The organism is Bacteroidota bacterium, assembly GCA_018266755.1.
In the GTDB taxonomy this organism is placed as follows: domain Bacteria; phylum Bacteroidota; class Ignavibacteria; order Palsa-1295; family Palsa-1295; genus JAFDZW01.
This window is the reverse complement of sequence record JAFDZW010000005.1, coordinates 1,532,364-1,556,794: the sequence shown is the minus strand read 5'-3', so window position 1 is coordinate 1,556,794 and position 24,431 is coordinate 1,532,364. Positions and strand designations below refer to the sequence as shown.

The following is a 24,431-nucleotide window of genomic DNA, read 5'->3' as shown; positions in this document are numbered from 1 at the left end:
CCGTCATTCTGAGCACAGCGAATGTGTTCAGCATGACGGTACTAATACAGTCAGCACTGAGCCGCTATTGCTTCGGGTGAGCGCGAACTAAGATCCCCCGTTCAGGCTTTTGTATAGCCTGATTCCCTTTATGCGCGTGAAATATACCGTACTTGTTGTGTCATTGCTGTTCGCCACGCTCGCGACAGCGCAAACCCGCCAAACGACTCTCATCCCCGAGCTCGGACGCACGGAGGACGAATCGTACCAACGTGCCCGCGAAGCATGGATGCGCCAGATGCATCGAGCTGAGCCAGGACTGAATATCGATGCCATCGATGCGGCGATGCGCGAAACGAAGTTCGAGCAGTTGTTCGAGCGCCGATCGCAGCTTGGCATGCGTCCGCTCGCAACCACGCTCGATACGTTCGCCGGCGGCAGACTCGTCGGTGCCTGGAGCGAACGCGGCAGCAACAACGTCTGTGGCCGCACGCATACCGCCGATATTGACTTCGACACCGACTCGATCTACGTTGCCTCCTCGATGGGGAATATCTGGAGAGCAAAACGTGGCGACAGCGTCTGGATGATCCTCAACGACGATCACCGCTTCGGTGACATCCGGATGCTCCGCATTCTGCATACGTCAACAGGCAAGCGCATCATCGCTGCTTGCAACGGTCCGGTGACGGTCCGCTACAGCGACGACGGCGGAAAGACGTGGCAGAGCGCGACGGGGCTTGATGGCCCGAAGAGTTGGGGCGGCATCAAGCGCGCTACGGTGAGCGCGAACGAGGATACGATCTGCCTCGTCGGTAACGAGTGGGATTACTCAGCGAACTGGCGCGCCGTTTCATTTCTCTATCGTTCGACCGATCAGGGCGCGACCTTCAAGAAGATCGGGAATTGGCCGGTATCGAGCGACCAGATCGATGTGTGGCAATCGCGCGATACGACCTCGCGTGCGTTCTTCATCAAGCAGGATTCGCTCTTTTATATCGCCAACGATTCTACACTCGCGTTCGTGAACCAGTTTACGAACGACACGATCGGTAAAGCAGGGGGCGTGTTGCTCGACGGCGCAGTGATTGGCGGCAAGCCGATGATCGGTATTTGCGCCATCACGAACAATACGTGCCAGATCTATGCGTCGAACGGCAATTTCAAGACCTGGTCGTATAAAGGATACGTCGATGGCGGCGCGTTCTCGGCGAATAGTTTTCGCGTGTCAACGTCGCTGCCGTTCAAGTGCTATCTCGGGAATGTGAACGTCAACGTGCCGAGCGATACGAGCGCCAAGTTCGACGTGCCGCATCAATGGTGGGAGTACTACGGCGATGTCGCGGGGCAACTCCATGCCGACATCGACGGCATCGACGTGATCCGCGATCCTGTCGGCAATGAGCTCACGCTCTTTTCGACCGACGGTGGTACATTTATCTCCCACGATAGAATGGAGAGCGTTTCGAACCTCACACTTAGCGGCATCCGCACGAGCCAGTATTACAGTACCTACACCTCGGTGCCACCGTATGTCATCAATGCAGGCGCGCAGGATCAGGGCTGGCAGCGCGGCAACGACAGCAAGCTTGGTATTCTGAACATGAACCAGGTCATTAGCGGCGATTACGGACACATCGTCAGCAGCGATTCCGGCACATCCGTCTGGGGTGACTATCCGGGATTCGTCATCCGCTATTTCGATGCGCGTACGTCCGGCGGTCACCGCGACTGGTCGTTCATCGGCTCGAATAAACTCTGGATACCGCCGTTGTGCGCGATACCGGGCAAGAGCACTCACTGTCTTGTCGCATGCGGCGATTCGACATCGGGTTCGAACGCATCGATGCTCTGGCGGCTCGTCGATAATGGGACCGTGCTGCAACCCACCATGCTGCCATACGATTTCTCGATCGGCGGCTCGACGCAAATATCGGCGATTGCCATCTCGCCGCTCGATACGATGCGCTGGTATGTACTCACCAATAACGGGTATTACTTCAACTCGACGAATGCGGGCAAGACCTGGTCGAAATCCGATACCAACTCTTTGCCCGGCGGACACTATTTCTATGGCTCGACGATCATCCCATCGCGGTTCGACAAGAATACATTGTGGGTTGCGGGCAGTGGGTATTCCAATCCTGGGGCATTCGTCTCGAACGATAACGGCAAGACCTGGACGGCGATCGACTCCGCGCTGCCGAAGACCCTCATCTACGGTATGGTCGCTTCGAACGACGAGCGATATCTGTTTGCTGCGACGGAGATCGGTCCGTACTTATATAGCACGGCGGCAAAACGTTGGTATGACCTCGCTGCCATCTACGGACAAACCGCACCGGATATGCTCTTCTGGAGCGTCGAGCGTGTCCCGCATTCGAACACAATTCGTTTTGGCACGTATGGCCGCGGGATATGGGATATTGCCGTCGATAGCGTCGGTGCAGCTTCTTCCGGCGTGATTTCGCAAGCAGAGCATATATCGTCGCTGCAGCTCAATGCGGTCCCGAGCATCACGTCATCCGTGACACAACTACGATTCTCGCTCGGCGATCAAACGACAGGTTCGCTGCGGATCTACGATCTTACCGGACGAGTTGTCCGTCATATTCCGCTGAGTGCCCCGAGTGGCGAAGGTGCCGTCGCGTGGGACGCCACCACCGACGCAGGCGCCGAGGTCCCGAGCGGGTTCTATACCGCGATCGTTTCAACACAACACTCGACCGGCTTCACGAAGATCGAAGTCGTGCGGTAGTAGTATCGGACAATTGAGATTCATCGAAAGACGCACACCCGTGCGTCTTTTTTGTGCGTGCTGTGTGACTTTTTCGGCGCTTCCTGTACCTACCCACTGTATTCGCGCGAATCATGAATCGAACCAACACGGACTCTGAGCATGTGGCAAAACAGGAGCGGTTTACCGCTCTTGTGGAGCCGCTGCACGGACGGTTGCTCCGGTTTACTCGTGCGATGACGCATGACCGTGAATCGGCACGCGATCTGGCAAGCGATGCAATTCTTGCTGCCTGGCGCAACTTCGATGGGATTCGTGACGAGCAGGCACTGCTCGCGTATCTGTTCACGACAGCCTCGCGGCTGGCGGTGCGGGAACGCGAGCGGGGCAGGCGCTTCTCGGGGCTCGATGGCTCCGGCGCCGAGCAGGTCGCAGGCGGTATCGCGCCGGATCAGTCGGCGGAGATCGCGCTCCTGCAGGAGGCGCTCTGGAAACTGCCCGAGCCGATGCGTGAAGCGGTTACGCTCTTTGAGGTCGCCGGCGTTCCAATGGAACAGATTGCAGGAATGCAACACGTAAGCCTCTCGGCAGTAAAGATGCGAATTTCGCGCGGACGTGAACAGCTTAGATCGCTGCTCGGTATCCGCCAAGAAGCCGAAGCGCTTCTGCATAGTGAGAAAGGAGAACGATTATGAGTTACAGTTCAAATTCGCAACTCGATACCCTCTTCGCTGCTCTTCGTGACGATGCGCCCGAGCCGCACGAGAACGAACTCGCCGGTCTCATTTCTCGCGAAGCCGTCCCGGTCTCTCCGGTTGGTTCGACACTATCAACCAACAATCAACCGAAAGGAACACGCATCATGACATCCAGTATTATCGTGCTTATTGCGAGTGGGCTCGTGTATCTTGGGCTCCAACTTGGCTCCGGGATTGCACCGAAATCCATACAGAACGCTACATCGCCGTCAGCGTTGTTCGGTCAGACTGATGCGACAGCATCGACAACGAAACCGACTGTGCTCCCCGAGCGCGGCGACGCGGTCGCGAAACCGGCAGACACCATGCACTTCATCCCGTTCGACCGCGCAGACATCCGGTATGCAACACCGATCGAGGTCTCGGACAAGACACTGGAGGCGCTCGGAATCACCCGCCGATCCGACGGAGCCGTGCTCTTGTTCGACGGCGCAACCTACCGGACTGCGTTCGCGACGGATTCGATCCCGGCAAGTGGCGAGATTCGCGTAGGTGAACCGGTGCCCGCAGTACTTCCTCCGTTTACGCTGTACCCGCAGTTCGTGACCGATATGAAAGGTAACCTCCTGATGATCGCCGAACATAGCAGTGCGAACGGCGGACAGATGTCATCACAAACACTGCCGGCGGGCATTCCCAGCGTGATGCCGAAGTTGAGCTACTATCGAACGATGTCGTCGATGGGCACGGACGGAGTGATCGACAGCTCGACGAATCCGCCGACACTGGTCGAAAAATATCGGGTGACCGTTGGGATCGTCACTCTCGATACCATCGTGCGCTATCCGTATCCTGACGACCGCAACACGCTTCGTCAGATCACGAATGCGATCGTCGCTCGACTGACCGTGAAAGACTCCACGTTGAAAGCCTCGTATGGGGGAGAAGATGGCCTCCGCGCACGGTTCGGGGCTCCGATCCCGGCGACACGTGCCCTTCAGAGCCCGACAGATTGGATGATCGCCGCGAAACTCGATGCTGCTGCGCGCTCCAAACATACAGAACTAGAGCAACTGCAGGCGCAGGAAGACTGTATCCGAGCGCTCATCTCCGACCCGACGCTCAGCGATACGCTGAAGCTCCGGCTCGAACAGATTCGTCGGCCTTTGGAGTATCGTGAGTACCTGCTCCAGCACAAGGCCGATGAAGCTCGCTTCGCGCAGATTAACTCGTTGGTCCCGATCCTGGTACGAAAGGAACATGGCAGGTTGCTGGACTCGAAGTATGACGACGGCCTGATCTTTTGGTATGCACCGCAAACATCGTTGGCGCAGGCGGTGCCTGAACTTGGGTCGGTGCAAACCTCGGACGTCCGGCTGGCGGAACAAGAGTCGATCTCGGGTCTTGTGGCCTATCCGAACCCGGCGTTCATGTATCTGTTTGCCAGCTACTCGCTGACCAAGAACCAGCCGGTAACGATCAGCCTTCGAGATCTTCTCGGCAGAGAGGCATTGCCGGCGGTCGAAGCGGGCGCGACAGGCTCCGTGAACGGCAAGGTCCAGTTCGACGTGTCGTCATTGCCGACGGGAATGTACCTCCTCGTCGTCGAGACCGGGGATGGCCGACAGCGAACACGACGCATCATCATCAAGCACCCCTAACGAATCCGGCCTCAAACCGCCGTTTTGTATCCCCGGCTGCCCGGTTTTTGGGTTGCCGGGGATTCGCTGTTGCTATCGGGCTTCTGGGAATTCATTTATGGGTGCTCGCACGTTATACACCCTCTGGCAGTCCACCCATGCCTTCGGAGCGTGGGCATGGCTTCAGGATCCCCCACGCTACAATATCTTTGATCATAATTCGTTGAAACGAGTACCGGCCCGTGCCGTAGGAAGCCCGTGATGAAACTGACAGTTACTACCATCCTGACCCTTTTTGCTCTGAACGCGTTCGGGCAGCAATTTTCGGGTTCTCGCGAGATTACCCTGGACGACGCTATCAAGTTGGCGCTCGAAAAAAACTATTCGTCGCGGCAGGCGATCCTCCAGCTCGAACAGGCGCAGTACGGACGCTCGAAAGCGGGCGACGCGTTGCTGCCGTCGGCAAACGGCACCGCGAGCTATGGCTATCATAAAGGGCTGACCTCCGTCACCACGACCGATTACTTTGCGACGCCGATCACCACAACGACGGCGGTCCCCGATGCAACCCACACGCTGTCGTATAACGTCGGTGCGTCGTTCAATATTTACAACGGTGGATTCGATGCGGCAAGTATCAGTTCGAGCGAAAGCCAACTCGATGCCGCACGCTATAACCTGAAATGGACGCGCCAGAGCGTGGCCTATAATACGATCGCGGCATATATGAATGCGCTGCGGACGCGTGAATTGCTGCGCAGCGCACAAACGACCTACTCGCAAGATAGCGCGCAACTCGTGCGCGTGCAGGCACAGTTCGAGGCCGGCGCCGTTGCGATCAACTCGGTCTACCAGCAGCAGGCAGTCGTCGGTCAGGACGAGTTGCAGCGCATTCAGTCGCAGAACAACTACGATAATGCCGTGACCGATCTGCTGTTCCTGCTCGATATTCCGCCGAGCAATCATGCCGATTACGATCTGAGCCTCAAGGGTGTCGATACATCGGTGACGGGCATCGCATCGCGCGCCAACCAACTCAAGTCGGACCCGACGATGCTCGCCGATCTATTGAATCATCGCGAGGATCTCGCCGCACAACGCGCGAACATTCAATCGCAGGAAGAAGGAATTTCCGTCACTCGCTCGGCGCTGTTGCCATCGCTCAATGCGAATATCGGGATCGGCGGAAGCGGGACGAACACGAACATTTCGAACATCCCGCTAAGCCATGCGCTCACGGGCGGGCTGACACTCAGCGTGCCGATCTTCGACCGCATGCAGACTCGCATTCAGCTCGACATTCAGCGGACGCAGCTCGACGAGAGCAAAGTGCAGCTCGACCAGGCCGAACAGCAGTTCCGAAGCGACATTGCGAAGGCCGAAAACAATCTTCGTTCGGCCCAACAAGCGCTCGATGCAAGCGATCGTGCACTGGTCGCCGCCGAAGAGAGCTTGCGTTCGGCGACCGAACGTGCCCGCGTCGGCGCAGGCATTCAGGTGGACGTGATCATTGCCGAAGCGCAGGCGCAGACAGCGCGCGTCAACCGAATCAACGCAGTATATAACTACCTGCTCGCTGCCAAGCAGCTCGAATACCTGCTTGGCCGCACGAACTACTAAGACTTTACCCTGCATAGTATCGACAGCATCATCATGGATCAACGCACACCAACTCCGGGTTCGCCGACCACTCAGGCGGTAGTCCAGAAAATGAAGAAACGCAAGAAGCGTAATCGCCTGATCTGGATCGGGCTGGGCGCCTTGCTGCTTGTGATTATCATTCTTGCTGTCGTTCGTGGGAGCAAGGAAAAGGCGATTACGGTCCAGACCGAGCGGGCGACCAAGCGTACGATCACCGAGGTCGTGCAAGCGACCGGCAAGGTTCAGCCGGAAACATCCGTCAAGATTTCGCCGGAAGTATCCGGTGAAATCATCCAACTGCCCGTCAAAGAAGGCCAGCAGGTAAAGAAGGACGAGATGCTCTCGGAAATCAAGCCGACGGCCATCAAAGCGCAATACGATGCCGGCGAAGCACAGCTCGAAGCCTCGAAGTCGCAGGTCGAACAGGCCAAAGCGACGAAGATCAACGCGGAGCTGAACCTCAAGCGCACGAAGAAGCTGCACGAGCAGGGCATCGCATCCGATGCCGATCTCGAACAGGCGCAATCCCAGGCCGATGCGGCTATCGCCTCGTTCAATTCTGCGCAGCATAACGTCGGCTACTACTCGAATTCGCTCACGCAGCTCGGTGAAAGCTTGCGTAAAACGATCGTGCGTTCACCGATGGACGGATACATCACCCAGTTGATCTCGCGTCTCGGCGAAAAAGTCGTCGGTACGGGACAGTTCTCGAGCGGCACGGAAATGATGGATGTCAGCGATCTATCGGTCATGAACGCAATGGTCGATGTCGATGAGAACGATGTGGTCAACGTCGCGCTCGGCGATACGGCTCGCGTGAGCATCGACGCATTCCCCGACCGGACGTTCCTTGGCATCGTGATCGAAATTGCCAACAGCGCAGAACTCAAAGGCGCCGGCACACAGGACCAATCCACGAACTTTCAGGTGAAGATCCGCTTGTCGTCGTTCCAAACGGGCGAGCTTCGTCCCGGTATGAGCTGCACCGCGAAGATCGAAACGCAGACTCGCAGCAATGTGCTGACCGTCCCGATCATGTCCGTCACCCGTCGCGCCAAAGAGACGACGAAAACCGACGACAAGACCGAGCAGGTCGCCGAAGTCGGCAAAGCAAAAAAGCCGGGTACCGATCAAGAAGACCAAAACGCAACGCCGACGATCGTATTCGTCGTCAACGGTACGAAGGTGAAAGCGGTGCAGGTCAAGACGGGTATTTCGGATAACTCGTATGTCGAAATCCTTTCGGGCCTCAGCGGCAACGAAGAAGTGGTTAAGGGAAATTACGCGGCGGTATCGAAGGATCTTGAAGACGGGAAACTGATCAAGATCGATAACACCGAGGGCGCCGGCAGTTCGAAAGACTCTAAGAAATAACGACATGAGCAATCCCATCACCGACTCGGTTATTTATCTCGAAGACATCTACCGGGTCTACGATATGGGCTCGGAACAGGTCTTCGCGCTGCGAGGCGTGACGATCCCGGTCCGGCGCAACGAATACGTCGCCATCATGGGACCGTCCGGTTCGGGAAAGTCGACGCTCATGAATATCATCGGCTGTCTGGACACGCCGTCGTCGGGTAATTATTACTTCAACGGCGCGAACGTCGCGGGGCTCGACGATAATGAGCTTGCCGAGATTCGCAACCGCGAGATCGGCTTCGTTTTCCAGACGTTCAATTTGCTGCCGCGATCGGATGCGCTTCATAATGTCGAGCTGCCGCTCGTGTATGCCGGCATCAAGAAGAGCGAGCGCTTAGAGCGTGCGTACGAAGCGCTGGAGATGGTCGGCCTTGGCGACCGGGTCGGGCATAAGCCGAACGAGATGTCCGGCGGTCAGCGTCAACGTGTCGCCATTGCCCGCGCACTCGTCACGCGACCGTCGATCCTGCTTGCCGACGAACCGACGGGTAACCTCGATTCGAAGACCGGCGAGGATATCATGCGGTTTTTCGGCGAATTGCATGCCAAAGGCAATACGATCATTCTCGTCACGCACGAAGAAGAGATCGCCCGCCATGCACATCGCATCGTTCGTATTCGCGACGGCAAAGTCGAGTCAGATACACCGAGTCAGGAGCATTCTTGAAATTTTTTCAGGACACGAAAGAGAGCCTTGCGATCGCCGGACAAGCCGTTCGAGCGAACCCGCTGCGTTCGGTCCTGACGATGCTCGGCATTATCATCGGGATCTTTACGGTCACTCTGATGGGCGCGTTCCTCAACGGCATGGACTCGCTGTTTCGCCAAACGGCGAGCAGTATGAAGACCGATGTCTATTACGTTGACAAATGGAATTGGGGCGGCGGCGATTGGCGACTGATGCGCAATCGCCCGGAGATTCGCGAGGAGTATCTTAACACGCTCAAGCAACGAATGACGACGGCGAGCGCCTTTAGTCTTTCGGCGAGTAAGTGGGGGCAAGAGGCCCGGTTCAAGAATCGCAGCGTGCAGTTTATCAATGCACAAGGTGTTGACGAAGGCTATCTCTCGACGGAATCCACGGTCATCGAATACGGTCGTTTCTTTACCGCCTCCGAGCTCACGAGTGCACGACCGGTGTGCGTGATCGGCTACGAGATCGCCAATAAGCTGTTCCCGAACCAATCGCCGCTCGGCCAGACAATCCGACTGAGCGGATACCCGTTGCAGGTGATCGGCGTTGCGAAGCGTGTCGGCGGTCTGTTTGCATTTTTTACGGTCGATAATAACGTCGTGATGCCGTTTCGCACGTTGCAGACGGCGTTCGGCGAGAAACACCAGAGCGTCACGATTGGTGTGAAAGCCGCATCGGTCCAGCATAAAGAAGACACGCGCGACGAACTGGAGTTCGTCATGCGTCAGGTTCGGAAGATCAAGCCCGGCGACAACCTTAATTTCGGCATCAATAATCAGGACCAGTTCAATCAGGCGATCGATAACATTTCTCGCCTGCTCGGGTTCGTGGGTTTCACGATCACCGGATTGTCGTTACTTGTCGGCGGCATCGGGATTATGAACATCATGTATGTCTCCGTCAAAGAGCGTACCCGCGAGATCGGCATTCGAAAAGCGATCGGCGCGACACGCCGTTCGCTCATCGCGCAATTCCTCTTTGAGGCTGCGATGCTCTCGCTCTTCGCCGGGATCGTGGCCATCATGCTCGCATTCCCGGTCACACTGCTGACCAACAATCTTTTGCTATCCGATTCGGATTTGCACATCGGCTTCCCGATCTTCTATGCGCTTGTCGGACTGACGCTGTCATTCCTTACGGGTATTGTTTTCGGAATCGCTCCGGCACTCAAGGCGTCTCGTCTCGATCCGGTTGACGCATTACGCTACGAATGAACCTGCTTGGCGAAAATATCAAGATGGCGTTGTCGTCGCTTCGCTCGAACAAGCTTCGCGCGACTCTGACGATGCTGTCGATCGTCGTAGGGATCCTGTCGATCATCGGTTCGATGACGGCGCTCGGCATCCTGACCAACGGCGTCAAGAGCGAGCTCTCGCAGCTCGGGAGCGAGACGTTCACGATCAAGAAGTTTCCCTCCATTCAGACCGGCGGCATGGACTGGCTCAAATACGTCCATCGCAAAAAGATCACCTACGATCAGGTGAAGTTCGTGCGTTCGTTCACGAAGCTGCCGGAAGCGATCAGCGCGGAGAATACGATCGCGCCGCTGACGATTTCGTACGGCAACATCAAGAGCGACCCCCAGTTCAGCCTCACCGGCAGCGACGACAACTTCGCGCTGAACCACAACTTCGAGCTGACCGAGGGGCGCATGCTCACCAAAGAAGACGTCGAGTACGGCCGCGATGTCTGTGTGCTTGCTAAGGATCTCTATGAGCGAGTGTTCACGCATGGCGAACATCCGATCGGCCGCACGGTCAAGCTCAACAATCGGCCCTACGAGGTAATCGGCGTGTTTGCGCAAAAAGGCGGCGGTGGTGGCGCATCGCTCGACAACTTCGCGCTGATCCCGATCACGAACATGCTGAAATATCATGCGGATCGAGATCTGGCTTCGCTGACGATGACCGTTCGTGCGCCGAGCGACGAACTCTTCGAAGCGACGCAGGATGAAGTGATCGGCAGTATGCGCGCGGCACGCGGCGTGAAGCCCGGCGCCGAAAACGATTTCGAGGTCGAGAGCAATACGAGCCTGAGCCTGCAATTCGAGGACTTCTCGAAGTATATCGTCTATGCCGGCGCGGGTATCAGCGCGATTGCGCTGATCGCCGCTTCGATCGGTATCATGAACATCATGCTCGTCTCCGTGACCGAGCGCACCAAAGAGATCGGCATTCGCAAAGCGCTCGGCGCCCGTCGCGCCAGTATCACCGCACAGTTTCTGACCGAATCGGTCGTGCTCTGCCTCATTGGCGGCTTCATCGGGATCATCCTCGGTATCGGCCTCGGGAACATCCTCGCACTGGTCCAGCATACGCCGGTATATATCCCGTATCTGTGGGTCGGGATCGGGCTTGTGGTCTGTTCGCTTGTCGGAGTCATCTTCGGCTTGTACCCAGCCATGAAAGCAGCGCGGATGGATCCCATCGATGCACTGCGGTTTGAATAATCGCACCGTCCTCGGCTCGTAGATTTGTAGCCGATGTCTCAATCTTCACGTTGGCGAACACGCGGTCTGGCGATCCTTGCAGGACTGCTGTTCGCACTCGCATTTCCCCCCTTCGGGCTTGTCGCAGGGTTCGGAGCCTTCGTTGCGCTCGTGCCGATGCTCATCGCGCTCGAGGATACGAAGCGCTTGCGCGATGCGTTTAGCATCGGCTATCTCATGATGTTCGTTGCGTCGCTCATCGCGACGTATTGGGTCGGCGGCTGGCGGGGCGAAGGGTCGGTGGATCCGTTTTTGATGATCGGCGGTGTCGCGCTTGCGCTCGTACACCCGATCTTTCTCGTCGTCCCGGTGCTGGTGTACGATGCGTTTCGTCGTCGGTTCGGCCGTATCGCTGCGCTGGTTGCATTGCCGGTGATCTGGATCGGGTTCGAATATTGGCATTCGACCGGCGACCTCTCCTTCCCATGGCTATCGCTCTATAATACACAGACTTACAATACGGCATTCATTCAATTCATCGAGTTCACCGGCAGCTACGGTCTCTCGCTGGTAATCCTGCTCGTGAACATCCTCGTGTATCTCTTGCTCCGACAGCGCCAGTTCGTCTCGCCGCCTGTCGGCGAAGCGCTGAAAGTATCGGGATTCCGGGGAGGCGTGCGAAAGTGGATCGTTGCGGCGATCGTGATGCTCATCGTTCTGCCGTATTCGTATGGACTGATGGTGCTCGCGGAAGGCTCGTTACCCATCGATAACACAACTCAGCGATCGATCACCGTCACGATCGTACAGCCGAACATCAATCCATGGGACAAATGGTCGACGGGTATCGAGGCCGTGACCGATTCGATGTTTCGCTCCACGCGTACGGCGATCCGGGCGGCCGGCACCGAGAAACCCGATCTCGTGCTCTGGCCCGAGACGGCCATCACATATCCGGTGACACTTAAGTGGACGCAGAACCAACTCTCGAATGTGTACGGATTTGTCAGTTCGATCGGCGCGGCGGTGCTGACCGGTATTCCGGATCGTGAAGAATATATCAACGGTGTCGACGCGATTCCCCGAGACGCGAAGAAGTCGAAGGATCCCATGCTGTTCTATCGCGACTGGAATTCCTCGATGCTGTTTTATATCGGACTCGACGGACGGCCTACCTACGAACGGTACCATAAACAAAAACTCGTCCCGTTCGGCGAGCATGTCCCATTCGTCGATTGGTTTCCGATCCTCGGCGACTGGTTTCAGTGGGGGGTGGGGCTCGGTAGTTGGAATAGCGGCGAGGGCTACGATGTGCTCAGGCTCCCGCTTTCTCGTGCCGGCCGAACGGCGCCGGACACTGCGAAGCTCTGTACGATGATCTGTTATGAGTCGGTGTATCCGTCGTATGTGAGGAAGTTCGTTGCAAACGGAGCGGAAGTGATCGGCATTATTACCAATGACGGGTGGTATGGCAAGAGCTCCGGTCCGTATCAGCATAATCGCTATGCAATCTTGCGCGCGGTTGAAAACCGGCGTTGGGTGATTCGGTCGGCGAATACCGGCATTTCGTCGGTGATCGACGACAAGGGACATATCCTCGAAGATCGGCCGTTGTTTACGAGTACGTCGATCACGCGGCGCATCCTTCTCGACGGTCAGCAAACACTCTATACGCAACTCGGCGATTACATCGCCGTGCCGTGCGAGTGGGCGCTCGCAGCGATGATCGTCCTACTCGTTGGTATGCGATTTGCCTCGCACAAGAACAGACGTGAATCCTGACCTCGCTATCCTGTATTTCTTCAATCACACCTGCTCGGCCGAATGGCTCGATCCGGTGATGATCGCGCTTACCGGCGTGAAGTTCTGGGCGCCGATCTACGTGCTCTCTGCGGTGCTTGTTGTATACTATCGTCGGTGGGAAGGTGTACGTCTTGTCGTGAGCACGATTCTGTTGATCGCCGTCGCGAACACGGTGACGAACGTCGCCGTCAAACCGCTTGTCGCACGACAGCGGCCATGTGCGGAAATCGCTGCAGGGAAACGGGTGGTCGAGGATATTCGGTTGCCGGACGGCCCGCGTTATGGCGATAGTTTTCCGTCCTCACATGCGCTCAATAATTTCGCGGGTGTGGTGTTTTTTATTCTGATCTTCCCACGAAAGAAATGGCTATACTGGTTGTTCGTGCCGGCGACGGTGATCTGCATCACACGCATGTATCTGGGAGTGCATTACCCCTCTGACGTCCTCGGCGGCATGGCGCTCGGTGCGCTGACCGGGTATTTGTGGGCGAAACTTCATCGGGTGCTCGAGCGTAGGCTTTCGGGCCGATGATTGGTGGCCCAATGAACCATCCGTTCGCCGGCTTTCGTTGTAGTACTATCATACAGTTTGATTCACTAACAGGATAGAATATGAAACAACTGCTCATTCTCGTTGTATGCGGCATTCTCGCCGCCGGTTCGACCGACCTGCTTGCAAAAACCAAACCCGGAACATGGAATGGTATTCTCGGTGATAAGGCCTGTGCCGCCAAGATGAAAGGCGACATGACCAAATGTGCCGGACATACCAAGATGTGTGCGACCGAGCCGATGTGCGCAAAGTCGGGCTATGGTCTCACCGTGGACGGTACCTTCTACAAGTTCGACAAGAAGGGCGATGCGATGGCTGCGAAGTGGCTTGCATCGACAAAGAAGGATAAGGATCTCGAAGTCACCGTCACCGGAACGATGAACGGAAAAATGATCAAGGTGACCGATATCAAAGACAAGATGTAATTACTGTATCACCAGTACAGTGAACACGGGCGGCGAGAGTCGCCCGTTTTTTTTTGCCTAAAAGCCGGGGATGATCTGCGTCGTGTACCCGGGGCCTGCAAATCCGTAGATGATCTTCTTCGTGCGGGTATCGATCACATAGATCCCGCTTGGCGGCGCGCCACCGTTGAGGCCGTGGTTGTGAATTCCACCGACAAGTTTTTCACAGCAGACATACGCGACGGCGCCATCGCGCGAGAATGCAATCTGGCGCGGATTCGTATTGATACTATCCACCTTCGCCGTTACGGTCAATGTATGCGTATCGACAACCTGCACGGAATTGGTGGTCCATGCCGTCACCCAGAGCTCGCTGCCATCGGGCGATAGCGTCGAGCGGTACGGGGTGAACGGAATGCTCACACGGCCGGTAACCGAATCCGTCGCAACGTCGATACGAACAACCTCGGATGAATTTCGGCAACTGACATAGAGCGTCTTACCGTCGGCCGACATCGTCATAAAGCCCGGTGAGTACTTTGGGTTATACCCGTCCGGCAGCGGCGAGGGCACATCGTCGGCCACGGGGAAGAGCTTCACGATCTGGTCCGTCTTCGTATCGATCTTGGCAATGTTATCCGACTGGGCTCCGCTTACATACACATACGCTCCGTCGCCACTCGGCGCCATGCCGTACGGACCCGTCATGCCGTTCATCGAGATCGAGCGGGTGAACTGCATCGCAACGGGATCGAACACACCAACGCGCTGCAAACCGGACGGCGGATAGTCTGTGATATACCCCTTTGCGCCGTCGGGGGTGAGCGTAAGATCGTTGATGTAGTAGTTGCTTGCAAGCTCGGCGGTTTGTGCGAGATCCGGCAGCGAGTATTTACGGATACTCCCTTTCGCATTTACGGCTCCGACAATTACCGACTGCTTATCCGGCATCGGGCAGAAACACGAAGGAGCAAGCGCGTCGGCATCGGCATTGATCAGCGTCATTCGTACGATGCGGCGGGCATCGTCGTCGATGATCGTCATGCGGTCTTCCCCTTCACTCAGGGCATAGACTCGGTGCGTACTGTTTGAATATGCAATCTGGCCGGTTGCGCTCGGCGCTCCGTGATTGATCCAATCGAAGATCGTACGTTGATCGGCCTCTGAGAGTGGATTGCGCGAGAGCGGCATGCGCGGCGTGGCCTCGGCTGCAAGATCCGGATTGGTATTGACGTGCTCGAAGCAGTGACTCTTGGCAGCGATGTATGGGATGACGTCGTACTCATACCGGCTGCCGAGCATCATCGTTTGCCATGTGGTCATATCGAGGCTGTCGTTGAGCGCATTGCGACCGCTATGGCATGAGCCTCCAAGACAGTTCTGCGAAATCACCGCAGCAACCGCAGGCGGGTAGTTGCCGCTATATTGCGGTGTGACCGACTCATGCACGCAGCCTGCAAGGCCGAGTGCGAATACTATCGCAACAACGAATTTCACCGATTGACGATCACGGTTGCCGTCGGGAGTACGACGGTATTCTTGAGTGCTGTTGGCGTAAAGAACCCAGCCGAAATCGGGATCACTCCGCCGAGCAGACGAACTCCGAACGGCAGTTTCGGAGCCATACCTGTGGTGCCCGGTTCGAGTGTTACATAGACGGAAGTCGTTCCGTTGCGAAGATCGAGCGCGGCAGTTGTCGTATCGCCCGGTATTCGTCCGCCGGGGAAAGCAAATGCGTCGTTTGTGGGGTCGGAGTCCGGCCCGGATGCCGCGCTGAAGGTGCCGTAGTAATAATTCTTGGTTTGTCCCGATCCGCTATCCACTGCCCAGAGCGCGTACTGCCACGGTTCCTCGAGCGGCGGAAGGTCGGCGATCGACGCTTGCGCATTGGCTGCGCTGGTCGCGTTCATGAGATAGAGGTCAGTCCCGTTGCCTGCGCCATGGCTCGGCGTGAGCGTATAGCCGCCCGCGAACGACGCAAACGTGTACCCGAGTGCGGCATCGTCGTTCACGGTGAGCGATGCAATTCCCTGATGCACAGTACCGGTAAAGTCGCTGACCATCAGTTTTGCCTTGGGCAGTGTGTCGTTGATGACGGTATCGATCTCGACGGAAATATCGGCCTGCTCGGCCAGCGCAAACGGATAGCCGATGCGAGCTGCGGCGCCCGTTGTGTCGAAATCATGAACTTTGCCGTAGGAATCGACCGTAAAGCGAGAGACGAAGCGATATTTCGTCGTGCCGGAATGCTGGGGCGATTGTGTCTTCGCGTGGGCAACACCGCCGGGAAAGCCGAACCACAGCGCGTACGTCTCGCCTGGGCGGCTCGGGGGAAAATTGCGAACACTGAGGCCGATAGCCTGTGTATAGGTGACGGGATCGGTCGTGGTACTCTTGCATCCGGCGATGACGGCAAGTGCTGCCAGCATCAGGAGCGTGCGGTAAGTTCTGAACGTGTGAAGCATGCTGTCTCTATTTAGACACTCCGGGGGCATCAAAGGTAACAACGGCACCAATGAAAAAAGTCAGAACCGTGCGTCGATGCCATTTCCGGCCTCTGACTTCACAGTTCTGACTTTTCGTTTGTGGACCCTAGGAGAGTCGAACTCCTCACCTACTGAATGCAAATCAGTCGCTCTACCAGATGAGCTAAGGGCCCGTTCCACAGAATGTACAATCTACGATGCAAAATGTAACAGTGGTCTGCCGAATCCGCAGAATCGGCCATGTCCCCCAATTGTACATTTTACATTTTGAATTGTACATTCAAAACGTGGGCCTAAGTGGAGTTGAACCACTGACCTTGCGCTTATCAGGCGCACGCTCTAACCAACTGAGCTATAGGCCCGAAATGGAATTCGGAGCGTGGAAAACGGCTGCGGCGGCGTTCCTGTTCCCGCGACCTTCCGTCGGCTATGGCTCAGTCTGAAACGGTTTCGACAGATGTCATTCTGAGCAACGCGAAGAATCCCTCTCCATCTGCACCCCATTGGAGGTGGCAGAGGGGCAACACTATGCCTGTAAGGTAATATTCGAGATCGGTTCGCAAACGGCAATACAAGGGGTAGGGCTTTTCGAACGACACTATGATCGCTTCCGGGAGGGGACCCTTCCCCTAACCCCTTCCCGTCGCGGGAAGGGGATTTTTTTATTACTGTTGCTTACACCGGTTCGATATTCGTATTGAAGATAATGTAGGTGTTTATGGTGCATCATTGCGGGTTGCTCGCAGCGGATGATTGAACGGGGAAGCGTGTTGAGAGCCCACATGACGGACGACACTTTCGAGGAGCAATTTCTGCATGGGCTTCGGCTCATTAACGAGAAGGAGTTTTTTGAAGCACACGATGTGCTCGAGGAGTTGTGGCACGAAGAGCGCGGCGAGCGTCGATTGTTCTTGCAGGGGATGATCCAGGCCGCCGTTGGCTGCTATCATCTTTCCAACGGGAATTCGACCGGGGCGATGAGCCAGTATCAAAAATCTCTCGAGAAGCTCGATCGCTACGAACCGGACTACATGGGCATCGATCTCGCAAACTTTCGCGACGGCCTGCGGCGATGCTTCGAAGGGGCCAAGCTCATGGCAGCGAACAAAGCGGAGTATGAAGTTGACCCGTCCTATTTCCCCGCTGTCGAGCTGTCGGGCGGGACGAAGTTGTAAGTAGCGGTGTCAGATAAATGGTGCAAGCAGACGTCATTCTGAGCACGTTCGCTTCGCTCAGTGTACACTCCGCGAAGACTCCCTTTGGCGGAGCCTCACTGCGTTTCATCAAGGGATTCTTCGCTTCGCTCAGAATGACGTCAGTAGGAAGTGTCCGAACGTAGCCACTGCCAAATTATAATCGCCGGGAAGGATTTGTTCGTAATTTTGTTTTCCGTACAAGTTTTTCAAATCCTACAGGAGAGAATCAAATGGCAATCATGATCACGTCCGAGTGCATCAACTGTGGTGCATGCGAGCCGGAATGTCCGAATACCGCGATCTACGAAGGCGGTTCGAACTGGCAGCTTGCAGGTCAGAGCTATGGCCCGTCGGATCCGACCCCGAGCGGAGCGGTTGGCTTCCACTCGAACGATTATTTCTACATCGTACCGGATAAGTGCACGGAGTGCGTCGGCTTCCACGATGAGCCGCAGTGCGCCGCTGTCTGCCCGGTCGACTGCTGCGTCAACGATCCGAATTGGGTCGAACCGAAGGAGCAGCTCGAAGCGAAGGTGGCATGGCTCGACGAAGTCGATCCAGGTCGCAAGCGCTAAGATGCGTACGAACGTTACAAAAAGCATAGCCCCAAGCGGCTATGCTTTTTGGTTTTAGGCCGCTGTGTCGGCATGCACGAAGATTCATTTCGCATCGCTTCAACCCAGATCGCACCGATGTTCCGCCGGATCGCCTTGACCGTCGCTGCCGTGTTCTGCACGGTGGCCGCTGTTCGTGCCCAACAGGAGGAAAAACTCTGGGCCGTTGGTCTTAGCGGCGGCGCATCGTTCGGGATCAATGAATCGCAGAACCAAGGGCTTGGTCCGCATCTTCGGCTGAATGCGATATGGCTGCATGGGATCAGTTCGTCGCTGTCCCCCGAGATCGGTTTTGGCTTCGTTGCAAACTCCGGAGATAACCCACCGATCGGATTTTCGAATTACCGCAATTCGATGCTCCCCGTCGATCTGCGTCTGCGGTTCTCGCCTTTCGCGTCGTCGAGTTGGTCGCCGTATATCTATGCCGGTATCGGAGCAGTGCACTGGAGCCTGGGGACGGAGCCACCGAATAAAGCTGCCGATGCCAAAGCCAGCGGCGTGGCCGCATTTATCCCGCTCGGCGGCGGGCTCTATCATCGCCTCAGCAAAAGGTTGGGAATGGAGATCTCGGCCGGATGGAATGCATCGTTCACCGACAATCTCAACGACGCGCATGACGGACGAAACGACGCATGGTGGCATGCGGCTTTGACCGTTGTATATCACTTCGTTCGAACCAACGACGATTTCGACGAAGACGGCCTGAAGAACGACGAGGAACGTACCTACGGCACCGATCCGCGCAATCCGGACACCGATGGTGACGGCCTGAGCGACGGTGACGAAGTATATCGCTATCATACGAATCCGTTGAACTTCGATTCGGACGGCGACGGACTCAGGGATGGGGACGAAGTCAACATCTACCATACCAATCCGCTCAAGGTCGATACCGATAGCGATGGCATCAACGATAACGAAGAGGTCAATCGGTACCACACGGATCCGCTAAATCCGGATACCGATGGCGATGGCCTTACAGACGGAGAAGAAACCGGTCGCTACCATACCGATCCTCTAAAGCCGGATACCGACGGCGATGGTCTCAGCGACGGCGAGGAAGTTCTCAAATATCATACCGACCCACTGAAGGCGGACACCGATCGCGATGGTCTCACCGATGGGGAAGAGGTTCTCAAATATCATACCGATCCGCACAAGGCGGATACCGACGGCGGTTCTGTCGGTGACGGCGTCGAGGTACACAGGGGCACCAACCCACTCGACCCGACGGACGACGTGCCGAAGAAATAACGACGTTTCGTTGCGGGCGAAGTTCGGATTTTGTAGGCTTTCATTCTGAGCACGTTCGCTTCGCTCAGAATGACGCCTGTATCAACCGTTCAGGGTGAAGTACCGATGGGATCCCCTGCAACTTCTTCGGACATTGATTGTTAGTGCAGTTGCCGAGATCAACCTGGGCGCCGTGCCACGACGGAGTCCGAGGAACGAGTTGTTTTGCTATTTCCACTCAACGACATTTATTATTTTTATTAAAGTACTATTTATTATGAAAAAGTCTATAGTCATTCTTCTTTTGTTAGTACCGTTCGCAGCCAAGCTACGAGCGCAGACGGAACCGGTATGGGCGATCGGAGTCGGCGGCGGCGCGGCATTCGGCGTGAACGAATCGGAAAATAGGGCCCTCGGACCGATGGGTCGTGTCTATGTGGCATGGCTTCGCGGTTGGGACCAGCAGATTACGCCGGAACTCGGTTTCGGCTTCGAGAGCATCAGCGGCGCAAACCCGCCGTCCGGATTCTCCGATTACAAAACCACACTCATCCCGATCGACTTCCGTGTGCGCCTGAGCCCGCTGAAATCGGCGGATTGGTCACCGTACCTCTTCGCCGGTGTAGGGGCGGTCAGTTGGAACGTCACACAGGAGCCGATCAATAAGGCATCGGACGCAAAATCCAGCGGCGTTGGGTTCTTCGTCCCGATCGGCGCGGGCATCTATCACAAGCTCAGCGACTACTGGGGCATCGAACTCTCGCTCGGCGGAAATGCATCGTTCACCGACAACCTCAACCCCGCCCATGACAACCGCAACGACGGTTGGTGGCATGGGATGGTCGGCATCATGTATCAGTTCTACACCGGCAATGACGATGCCGACGGAGATGGGCTCACCGACGCCCAAGAGCGTCTCCTGGGCACCGACCCGCATAACCCGGATACCGATGGAGACGGCCTCAAAGACGGAGAAGAGGTCAACAAGTACAAGACGAATCCGCTCAACAGCGATACCGATGGTGATGGGTTGAAGGACGGAGAAGAAGTCCGAACCTACAACACCGATCCGCTCAAAGCGGATACCGATGGTGACGGTCTGACCGACGGCGACGAAGTCCTGAAGTATAAGACCGATCCGCTGAAGATGGATACCGACGGCGACGGCCTCAGCGACGGTGACGAAGTCCTGAAGCATCATACCGATCCGCTCAAGAAAGATACCGATGGCGACGGGTTGACCGATGGCGATGAGGTCTTGAAATACAAGACCAATCCGTTGGCAGTCGATACCGACGGCGACCAACTCAGCGACGGCGAGGAAGTGAACCGCTACCATACGAATCCGTTGAATCCGGATACCGATGGCGGAACAGTCTTCGACGGCGTCGAGGTGAAGCGTGGGACGAACCCGCTCGACGCAGCGGACGATGTCGTGAAGGAAGTACCGAAGGACGAGCTCGATCTGAGCAAGGCCGGCGGCACGATCACGCTCGAAGGGATCGAGTTCGACGTGAACAAGGCAACGATCCGCCCGTCATCGGAGGTCGAATTGCAGAAGGCGCTCAAGACCCTCCAAAATCATCCGGAGGTCGAAGTCGAAGTACGCGGCCATACCGATAATTCAGGCAAGCATGACAAGAACGTCAAGCTGTCGGAAGACCGTGCCAAGTCGGTGCGTCAGTGGCTTGTCGATCATGGCATCGCGGCAACGCGCATGACGACGAAGGGCTTCGGACCCGATAGCCCGATCGCGCCGAACGATACGCCGGAAAACAAGCAGAAGAACCGTCGTATCGAATTCGTCCGTACAAAGTAACACAGACGAATGTATTTGGTCGTCTCATTCGATGCCGCCCGGGAGTTCCTCGGGCGGCATCGCTATTTATTGTTGTAAATTAGTGAGAAGATTGTTCACAATACAAAAGGAGATTGCTATGGGGATGATGAAAGAATTCAAAGAATTCGCCAGCAAAGGCAGTGTCGTCGATCTGGCAGTCGGTGTGATCATCGGCGGTGCATTCGGCAAGATCGTCTCGTCGCTTGTCGAAGATGTGATCATGCCGCCGATCGGTATTTTGCTCAGCGGTATCGACTTCTCGAAGCTTGCCGTCACGCTCAAAGCGGCGTCCGGCGATCAGCCTGCGGTCTTGTTAAAATATGGAGCGTTTCTCAATACGGTCATTAATTTCGTGATCGTCGCATTCTGCATCTTTCTGATGATCAAAGCGATGAACACGATGCGCAAGAAACAGGAGGCCGCACCCGCACCGCCTGCTGCTCCGACACCGGAAGTCGCGCTGCTGACCGAGATTCGCGACGCGTTACGTTCGAAGTAACTCGTGTTCTCACATCCAGAATGCTGACACGGCGTGCCGAACGGCACGCCCCCTGAGTCAGTGTCGTATTCATTCCCTTTCTTTTCAAACGATAGTATGAAGCGTAGTCTATATTGCCTCGTGTTGACGGTTGTGCTGACGGCGACTGCAGCAGCCCAAGCTCCGACCGATTCGGTGGTGAAGTCTGCCTGGACGCACTCGCTTGCCGCGACGTTGAACTTGTCGCAGGTGTCGTATACCAATTGGGCACAAGGCGGCGATAATGCGCTTGCCTATGTGCTGCTCATCGCCGGGAAGTCCGTGCAGGACCTGCCAAGCACCAACTGGGCCACTACGTATAATTTTGCGTATGGCGAAGCGCGCCTCAATGATTTTGGCCTTCGCAAAACGGACGATAAAATCGATCTCGCGACGGTGTTTACCTATAAGTTGAATGTGTACGTCAATCCGTATGCAAGCGTCACGTTCTTGTCGCAATTCACGACAGGGTATAAGTATCAGGATTCTACGAAGACGGCAGTGTCCGGCTTGTTTGATCCGGCCTATAGCGTGCAGTCGGTGGGCTTCGGGTATCAACCATCCGAGGTAATTAAAACTCGTCTCGGCTTCGGTGTGCGCGAGACGTTTACCTCGAAGTATAATCAGTATGCCGACGATCCGAACACCACGGATATCGAGAAGACAAAGATCGAAGGCGGCCTCGAGTCGGTGACAGAGTTGGCCTGGCCGATCGACAGCACGGTGTTACTTACCTCCAAACTACAGCTCTTCGCTCCGATCAAGACGCTTGACAAGATCGTCATGCACATGGATAATGCGTTGACGGCGAAGGTGAGCAAATATATCTCGACGAGTCTTATTGTGCAGCTCATCAACGATCCGGTTGTCACGCCGCGCACGCAAGTAAAAGAAGGTTTGGCAATCGGGATCAACTACGTCGTGTTCTAACCAACGATCGTCACCCCGCAAAACGACAATGCCGGCTCTCCCCCAGAGCCGGCATTGCTGTTCTTTCACGGATTCTCTTCCTCGTTGAAGAGACTATTCACATCTTAGAAATTGAATGCGCCGCTGAACGGATTTGCCGCAGCGTCACGCGTACCGAGCGGGGATAGTCCGTATCGCTTTTCGATGAATGCGAGGATCGAGAGCGTTTCGTATTGTGTGTGATCGACGCCTTGCTTCGAGAATGGGGAAATGATGATGCCCGGAACGCGGATGCCCGGCCCCCACTTGTCGATCACCGGCGGTGCGACATGGTCCCAAAAGCCGCCGTGTTCGTCGTAGGTGATCACGACGACGCAATCATTCCAGATTGGGCTCGACTTGATTTTATTGACGAGATTCACGAGATACGTTTCACCCGTCATAAGGTCGGTATAGCCCGGATGTTCATTGTCATTTCCATACGGCTTCAAGAACGAGACGGCGGGCAGCGTGCCGTTGGAGAGTGCCGTCATGAAGTCGGTTTCGTCCTTCAAGTGTGCCGTTCGTGCCGCAGTGCCGTCTTTATAGTTTGCGAAATATGCAAACGGCTGGTGGTGGAATTGAAAGAGGCTGCTATCGGCATGGGTGGCGGTGCCGCCAGTGATGGTGCTCCATTTCCCCGAGTACCATGCCCATGAAATATTCTTCTCGCTCAGACGGTCACCGATCGTCGGCATGGTTTGATTCGGGACCAGTGCCGCCGGGTTTGCCGATGCGGGATGCGGGCTGTTGACGGAGAAGCTCGTATTGACGACGTAGCCATCCGGCGTGATCGCACCGTCTTTGATCAACTTGCCGTTCGCGTCGACCTGGGCTACGCCCGTCGTTGCGCCGGAGAAGATCGGGGCAGCCGCCGAGATCATATACATGTGGTTGAGGTACGAACCGCCAAATGCGCTATGGAAGAAGTTATCGCAGAGCGTATACTGTTGGACGATCGGGTACATCGGCAGCGAGGCTGTATGATAGTATCCCATCGACAGACCTTTTGCATCGCTGACGGCTGCAAACTTATCCATCTTCCCGCCGTCGATCTGCATCTGCTCTTGGTAGTAGCGATGGACGAGATCGGCGGTCTTCACATTTTCCGTTGCATAGGTATCGATGTTGAACGGACCGTTGCCAGGGATCGGCTTCGGGAATAATTTAGTGGATGAATCGGCAGGCGGAGGCGGAAGGTTGGTGTACGGTTGTCCGGTCGCGGTATCGATCTGTGTCTTGGTCGCAGCGGTTGCGTTCGCTATCCCGTTTGCACCCGGGTACTCGCCATAGAGATTATCGAAGCTATGGTTCTCCATGTACACCACAATGATGTGGTTCACTTTATTAATGCCGGATGCGGTTGTCGCGGTGGTTGCATCCTTCGAACAGCTTCCGCAGCCAACAGCGATCGCCGCTGCGGTCAGGGCCGATAGAATGCTTCTCCTGCGAGAAGCCAATGCAAAAGTTCTGATCATGGTCGAAGTAGTCGGTTGAATATGAGACGGCAAAACTACCGGCGACACATTAGCCGGATATTACGCGATGATCAGGACTCTATCAACGGCCCGTTATGGCTGTGTTGCCCGCCCTTGTTG

General features: G+C 56.2%; 20 protein-coding genes and 2 tRNA genes. 17 read left to right on the top strand and 5 right to left on the bottom strand.

The window, feature by feature from the left end:
- The first annotated feature begins 136 nt into the window (after positions 1-136).
- From JSS75_11220 to JSS75_11170, 11 genes are all read left to right on the top strand, one after another.
- Positions 137-2,737, top strand: a complete 2,601-nt coding sequence (locus JSS75_11220; GenBank protein MBS1904265.1) for a hypothetical protein — start codon at positions 137-139, stop codon at positions 2,735-2,737.
- 113 nt (positions 2,738-2,850) lie between these two features.
- Positions 2,851-3,411, top strand: a complete 561-nt coding sequence (locus JSS75_11215; GenBank protein MBS1904264.1) for an RNA polymerase sigma factor — start codon at positions 2,851-2,853, stop codon at positions 3,409-3,411.
- A complete protein-coding gene (locus tag JSS75_11210; GenBank protein MBS1904263.1) occupies positions 3,408-5,075 on the top strand; it encodes a T9SS type A sorting domain-containing protein in 1,668 nt (555 codons plus the stop codon). Before JSS75_11215 ends, JSS75_11210 begins: the two co-directional genes overlap by 4 nt.
- Before the next feature lie 240 nt (positions 5,076-5,315).
- The gene (locus JSS75_11205) at positions 5,316-6,674 is read left to right on the top strand and encodes a TolC family protein (GenBank protein MBS1904262.1); all 1,359 of its coding nucleotides are present in this window, start codon (positions 5,316-5,318) and stop codon (positions 6,672-6,674) included.
- A gap of 33 nt (positions 6,675-6,707) precedes the next feature.
- Positions 6,708-8,069, top strand: a complete 1,362-nt coding sequence (locus tag JSS75_11200; GenBank protein MBS1904261.1) for an efflux RND transporter periplasmic adaptor subunit — start codon at positions 6,708-6,710, stop codon at positions 8,067-8,069.
- A 4-nt stretch (positions 8,070-8,073) separates the two neighbouring features.
- Positions 8,074-8,784: an ABC transporter ATP-binding protein gene (locus JSS75_11195; GenBank protein MBS1904260.1), complete on the top strand. Its 711-nt coding sequence runs from the start codon at positions 8,074-8,076 to the stop codon at positions 8,782-8,784.
- Complete coding sequence (locus JSS75_11190) at positions 8,781-10,025, top strand: ABC transporter permease (GenBank protein ID MBS1904259.1); 1,245 nt, start codon at positions 8,781-8,783, stop codon at positions 10,023-10,025. Before JSS75_11195 ends, JSS75_11190 begins: the two co-directional genes overlap by 4 nt.
- Positions 10,022-11,260 carry an ABC transporter permease gene (locus tag JSS75_11185; protein MBS1904258.1) on the top strand — a complete coding sequence of 413 codons (1,239 nt, stop codon included), beginning with the start codon at positions 10,022-10,024 and terminating at the stop codon, positions 11,258-11,260. Before JSS75_11190 ends, JSS75_11185 begins: the two co-directional genes overlap by 4 nt.
- Before the next feature lie 33 nt (positions 11,261-11,293).
- Complete coding sequence (lnt, locus tag JSS75_11180; protein MBS1904257.1) at positions 11,294-13,021, top strand: apolipoprotein N-acyltransferase; 1,728 nt, start codon at positions 11,294-11,296, stop codon at positions 13,019-13,021.
- On the top strand, positions 13,011-13,574 hold the full coding sequence (locus tag JSS75_11175; GenBank protein ID MBS1904256.1) for a phosphatase PAP2 family protein: 564 nt from the start codon (positions 13,011-13,013) through the stop codon (positions 13,572-13,574). The genes lnt and JSS75_11175 overlap by 11 nt, the downstream gene beginning before the upstream one ends.
- Before the next feature lie 80 nt (positions 13,575-13,654).
- Entirely contained in the window at positions 13,655-14,020 is a 366-nt protein-coding gene (locus JSS75_11170) for a hypothetical protein (GenBank protein ID MBS1904255.1), read from the top strand.
- 57 nt (positions 14,021-14,077) lie between these two features.
- On the opposite strand, the gene JSS75_11165 is transcribed toward JSS75_11170, so the two are convergent.
- The 4 genes from JSS75_11165 to JSS75_11150 form a co-directional block, all read right to left on the bottom strand.
- The gene (locus tag JSS75_11165; GenBank protein ID MBS1904254.1) at positions 14,078-15,496 is read right to left on the bottom strand and encodes a beta-propeller fold lactonase family protein; all 1,419 of its coding nucleotides are present in this window, start codon (positions 15,494-15,496) and stop codon (positions 14,078-14,080) included.
- Positions 15,493-16,464, bottom strand: a complete 972-nt coding sequence (locus JSS75_11160) for a hypothetical protein (GenBank protein ID MBS1904253.1) — start codon at positions 16,462-16,464, stop codon at positions 15,493-15,495. The genes JSS75_11165 and JSS75_11160 overlap by 4 nt, the downstream gene beginning before the upstream one ends.
- 121 nt (positions 16,465-16,585) lie before the next feature.
- A tRNA-Ala gene (locus JSS75_11155) sits at positions 16,586-16,658 on the bottom strand.
- A gap of 115 nt (positions 16,659-16,773) precedes the next feature.
- A tRNA-Ile gene (locus tag JSS75_11150) sits at positions 16,774-16,847 on the bottom strand.
- Positions 16,848-17,267: 420 nt separating this feature from the next.
- Here JSS75_11150 and JSS75_11145 point away from each other — a divergent pair.
- The 6 genes from JSS75_11145 to JSS75_11120 all read left to right on the top strand — a co-directional run bounded on the left by JSS75_11145 (position 17,268) and on the right by JSS75_11120 (position 22,815).
- Positions 17,268-17,660, top strand: a complete 393-nt coding sequence (locus JSS75_11145) for a DUF309 domain-containing protein (protein ID MBS1904252.1) — start codon at positions 17,268-17,270, stop codon at positions 17,658-17,660.
- 251 nt (positions 17,661-17,911) lie between these two features.
- Positions 17,912-18,256 carry a 4Fe-4S dicluster domain-containing protein gene (locus JSS75_11140; protein MBS1904251.1) on the top strand — a complete coding sequence of 115 codons (345 nt, stop codon included), beginning with the start codon at positions 17,912-17,914 and terminating at the stop codon, positions 18,254-18,256.
- Between the two features lie 72 nt (positions 18,257-18,328).
- Positions 18,329-19,549 (top strand): outer membrane beta-barrel protein, encoded by a 1,221-nt coding sequence (locus JSS75_11135; GenBank protein ID MBS1904250.1) that lies wholly within the window; start codon positions 18,329-18,331, stop codon positions 19,547-19,549.
- A 256-nt stretch (positions 19,550-19,805) separates the two neighbouring features.
- Positions 19,806-21,347 (top strand): OmpA family protein, encoded by a 1,542-nt coding sequence (locus tag JSS75_11130; GenBank protein MBS1904249.1) that lies wholly within the window; start codon positions 19,806-19,808, stop codon positions 21,345-21,347.
- 118 nt (positions 21,348-21,465) lie between these two features.
- Positions 21,466-21,867: a large-conductance mechanosensitive channel protein MscL gene (gene mscL / locus JSS75_11125; GenBank protein ID MBS1904248.1), complete on the top strand. Its 402-nt coding sequence runs from the start codon at positions 21,466-21,468 to the stop codon at positions 21,865-21,867.
- Positions 21,868-21,963: 96 nt separating this feature from the next.
- Positions 21,964-22,815, top strand: coding sequence for a DUF3078 domain-containing protein (locus JSS75_11120; GenBank protein ID MBS1904247.1), 852 nt, complete (start codon positions 21,964-21,966; stop codon positions 22,813-22,815).
- A gap of 104 nt (positions 22,816-22,919) precedes the next feature.
- Here the strand turns inward: JSS75_11120 and JSS75_11115 are convergent, their stop codons facing one another.
- Positions 22,920-24,311: an acid phosphatase gene (locus tag JSS75_11115; GenBank protein MBS1904246.1), complete on the bottom strand. Its 1,392-nt coding sequence runs from the start codon at positions 24,309-24,311 to the stop codon at positions 22,920-22,922.
- Positions 24,312-24,431: the final 120 nt, after the last annotated feature.

Bases quoted from the DNA above. Each gene is read 5' to 3' on its own strand.
- JSS75_11215 (MBS1904264.1), top strand. From the start codon at position 2,851: ATGAATCGAACCAACACGGACTCTGAGCATGTGGCAAAACAGGAGCGG.
- JSS75_11210 (MBS1904263.1), top strand. From the start codon at position 3,408: ATGAGTTACAGTTCAAATTCGCAACTCGATACCCTCTTCGCTGCTCTT.
- JSS75_11205 (MBS1904262.1), top strand. From the start codon at position 5,316: ATGAAACTGACAGTTACTACCATCCTGACCCTTTTTGCTCTGAACGCG.
- JSS75_11200 (MBS1904261.1), top strand. From the start codon at position 6,708: ATGGATCAACGCACACCAACTCCGGGTTCGCCGACCACTCAGGCGGTA.
- JSS75_11195 (MBS1904260.1), top strand. From the start codon at position 8,074: ATGAGCAATCCCATCACCGACTCGGTTATTTATCTCGAAGACATCTAC.
- JSS75_11185 (MBS1904258.1), top strand. From the start codon at position 10,022: ATGAACCTGCTTGGCGAAAATATCAAGATGGCGTTGTCGTCGCTTCGC.
- lnt (MBS1904257.1), top strand. From the start codon at position 11,294: ATGTCTCAATCTTCACGTTGGCGAACACGCGGTCTGGCGATCCTTGCA.
- JSS75_11170 (MBS1904255.1), top strand. From the start codon at position 13,655: ATGAAACAACTGCTCATTCTCGTTGTATGCGGCATTCTCGCCGCCGGT.
- JSS75_11160 (MBS1904253.1), bottom strand. From the start codon at position 16,464: ATGCTTCACACGTTCAGAACTTACCGCACGCTCCTGATGCTGGCAGCA.
- JSS75_11145 (MBS1904252.1), top strand. From the start codon at position 17,268: ATGACGGACGACACTTTCGAGGAGCAATTTCTGCATGGGCTTCGGCTC.
- JSS75_11140 (MBS1904251.1), top strand. From the start codon at position 17,912: ATGGCAATCATGATCACGTCCGAGTGCATCAACTGTGGTGCATGCGAG.
- JSS75_11135 (MBS1904250.1), top strand. From the start codon at position 18,329: ATGCACGAAGATTCATTTCGCATCGCTTCAACCCAGATCGCACCGATG.
- JSS75_11130 (MBS1904249.1), top strand. From the start codon at position 19,806: ATGAAAAAGTCTATAGTCATTCTTCTTTTGTTAGTACCGTTCGCAGCC.
- mscL (MBS1904248.1), top strand. From the start codon at position 21,466: ATGGGGATGATGAAAGAATTCAAAGAATTCGCCAGCAAAGGCAGTGTC.
- JSS75_11120 (MBS1904247.1), top strand. From the start codon at position 21,964: ATGAAGCGTAGTCTATATTGCCTCGTGTTGACGGTTGTGCTGACGGCG.
- JSS75_11115 (MBS1904246.1), bottom strand. From the start codon at position 24,311: ATGATCAGAACTTTTGCATTGGCTTCTCGCAGGAGAAGCATTCTATCG.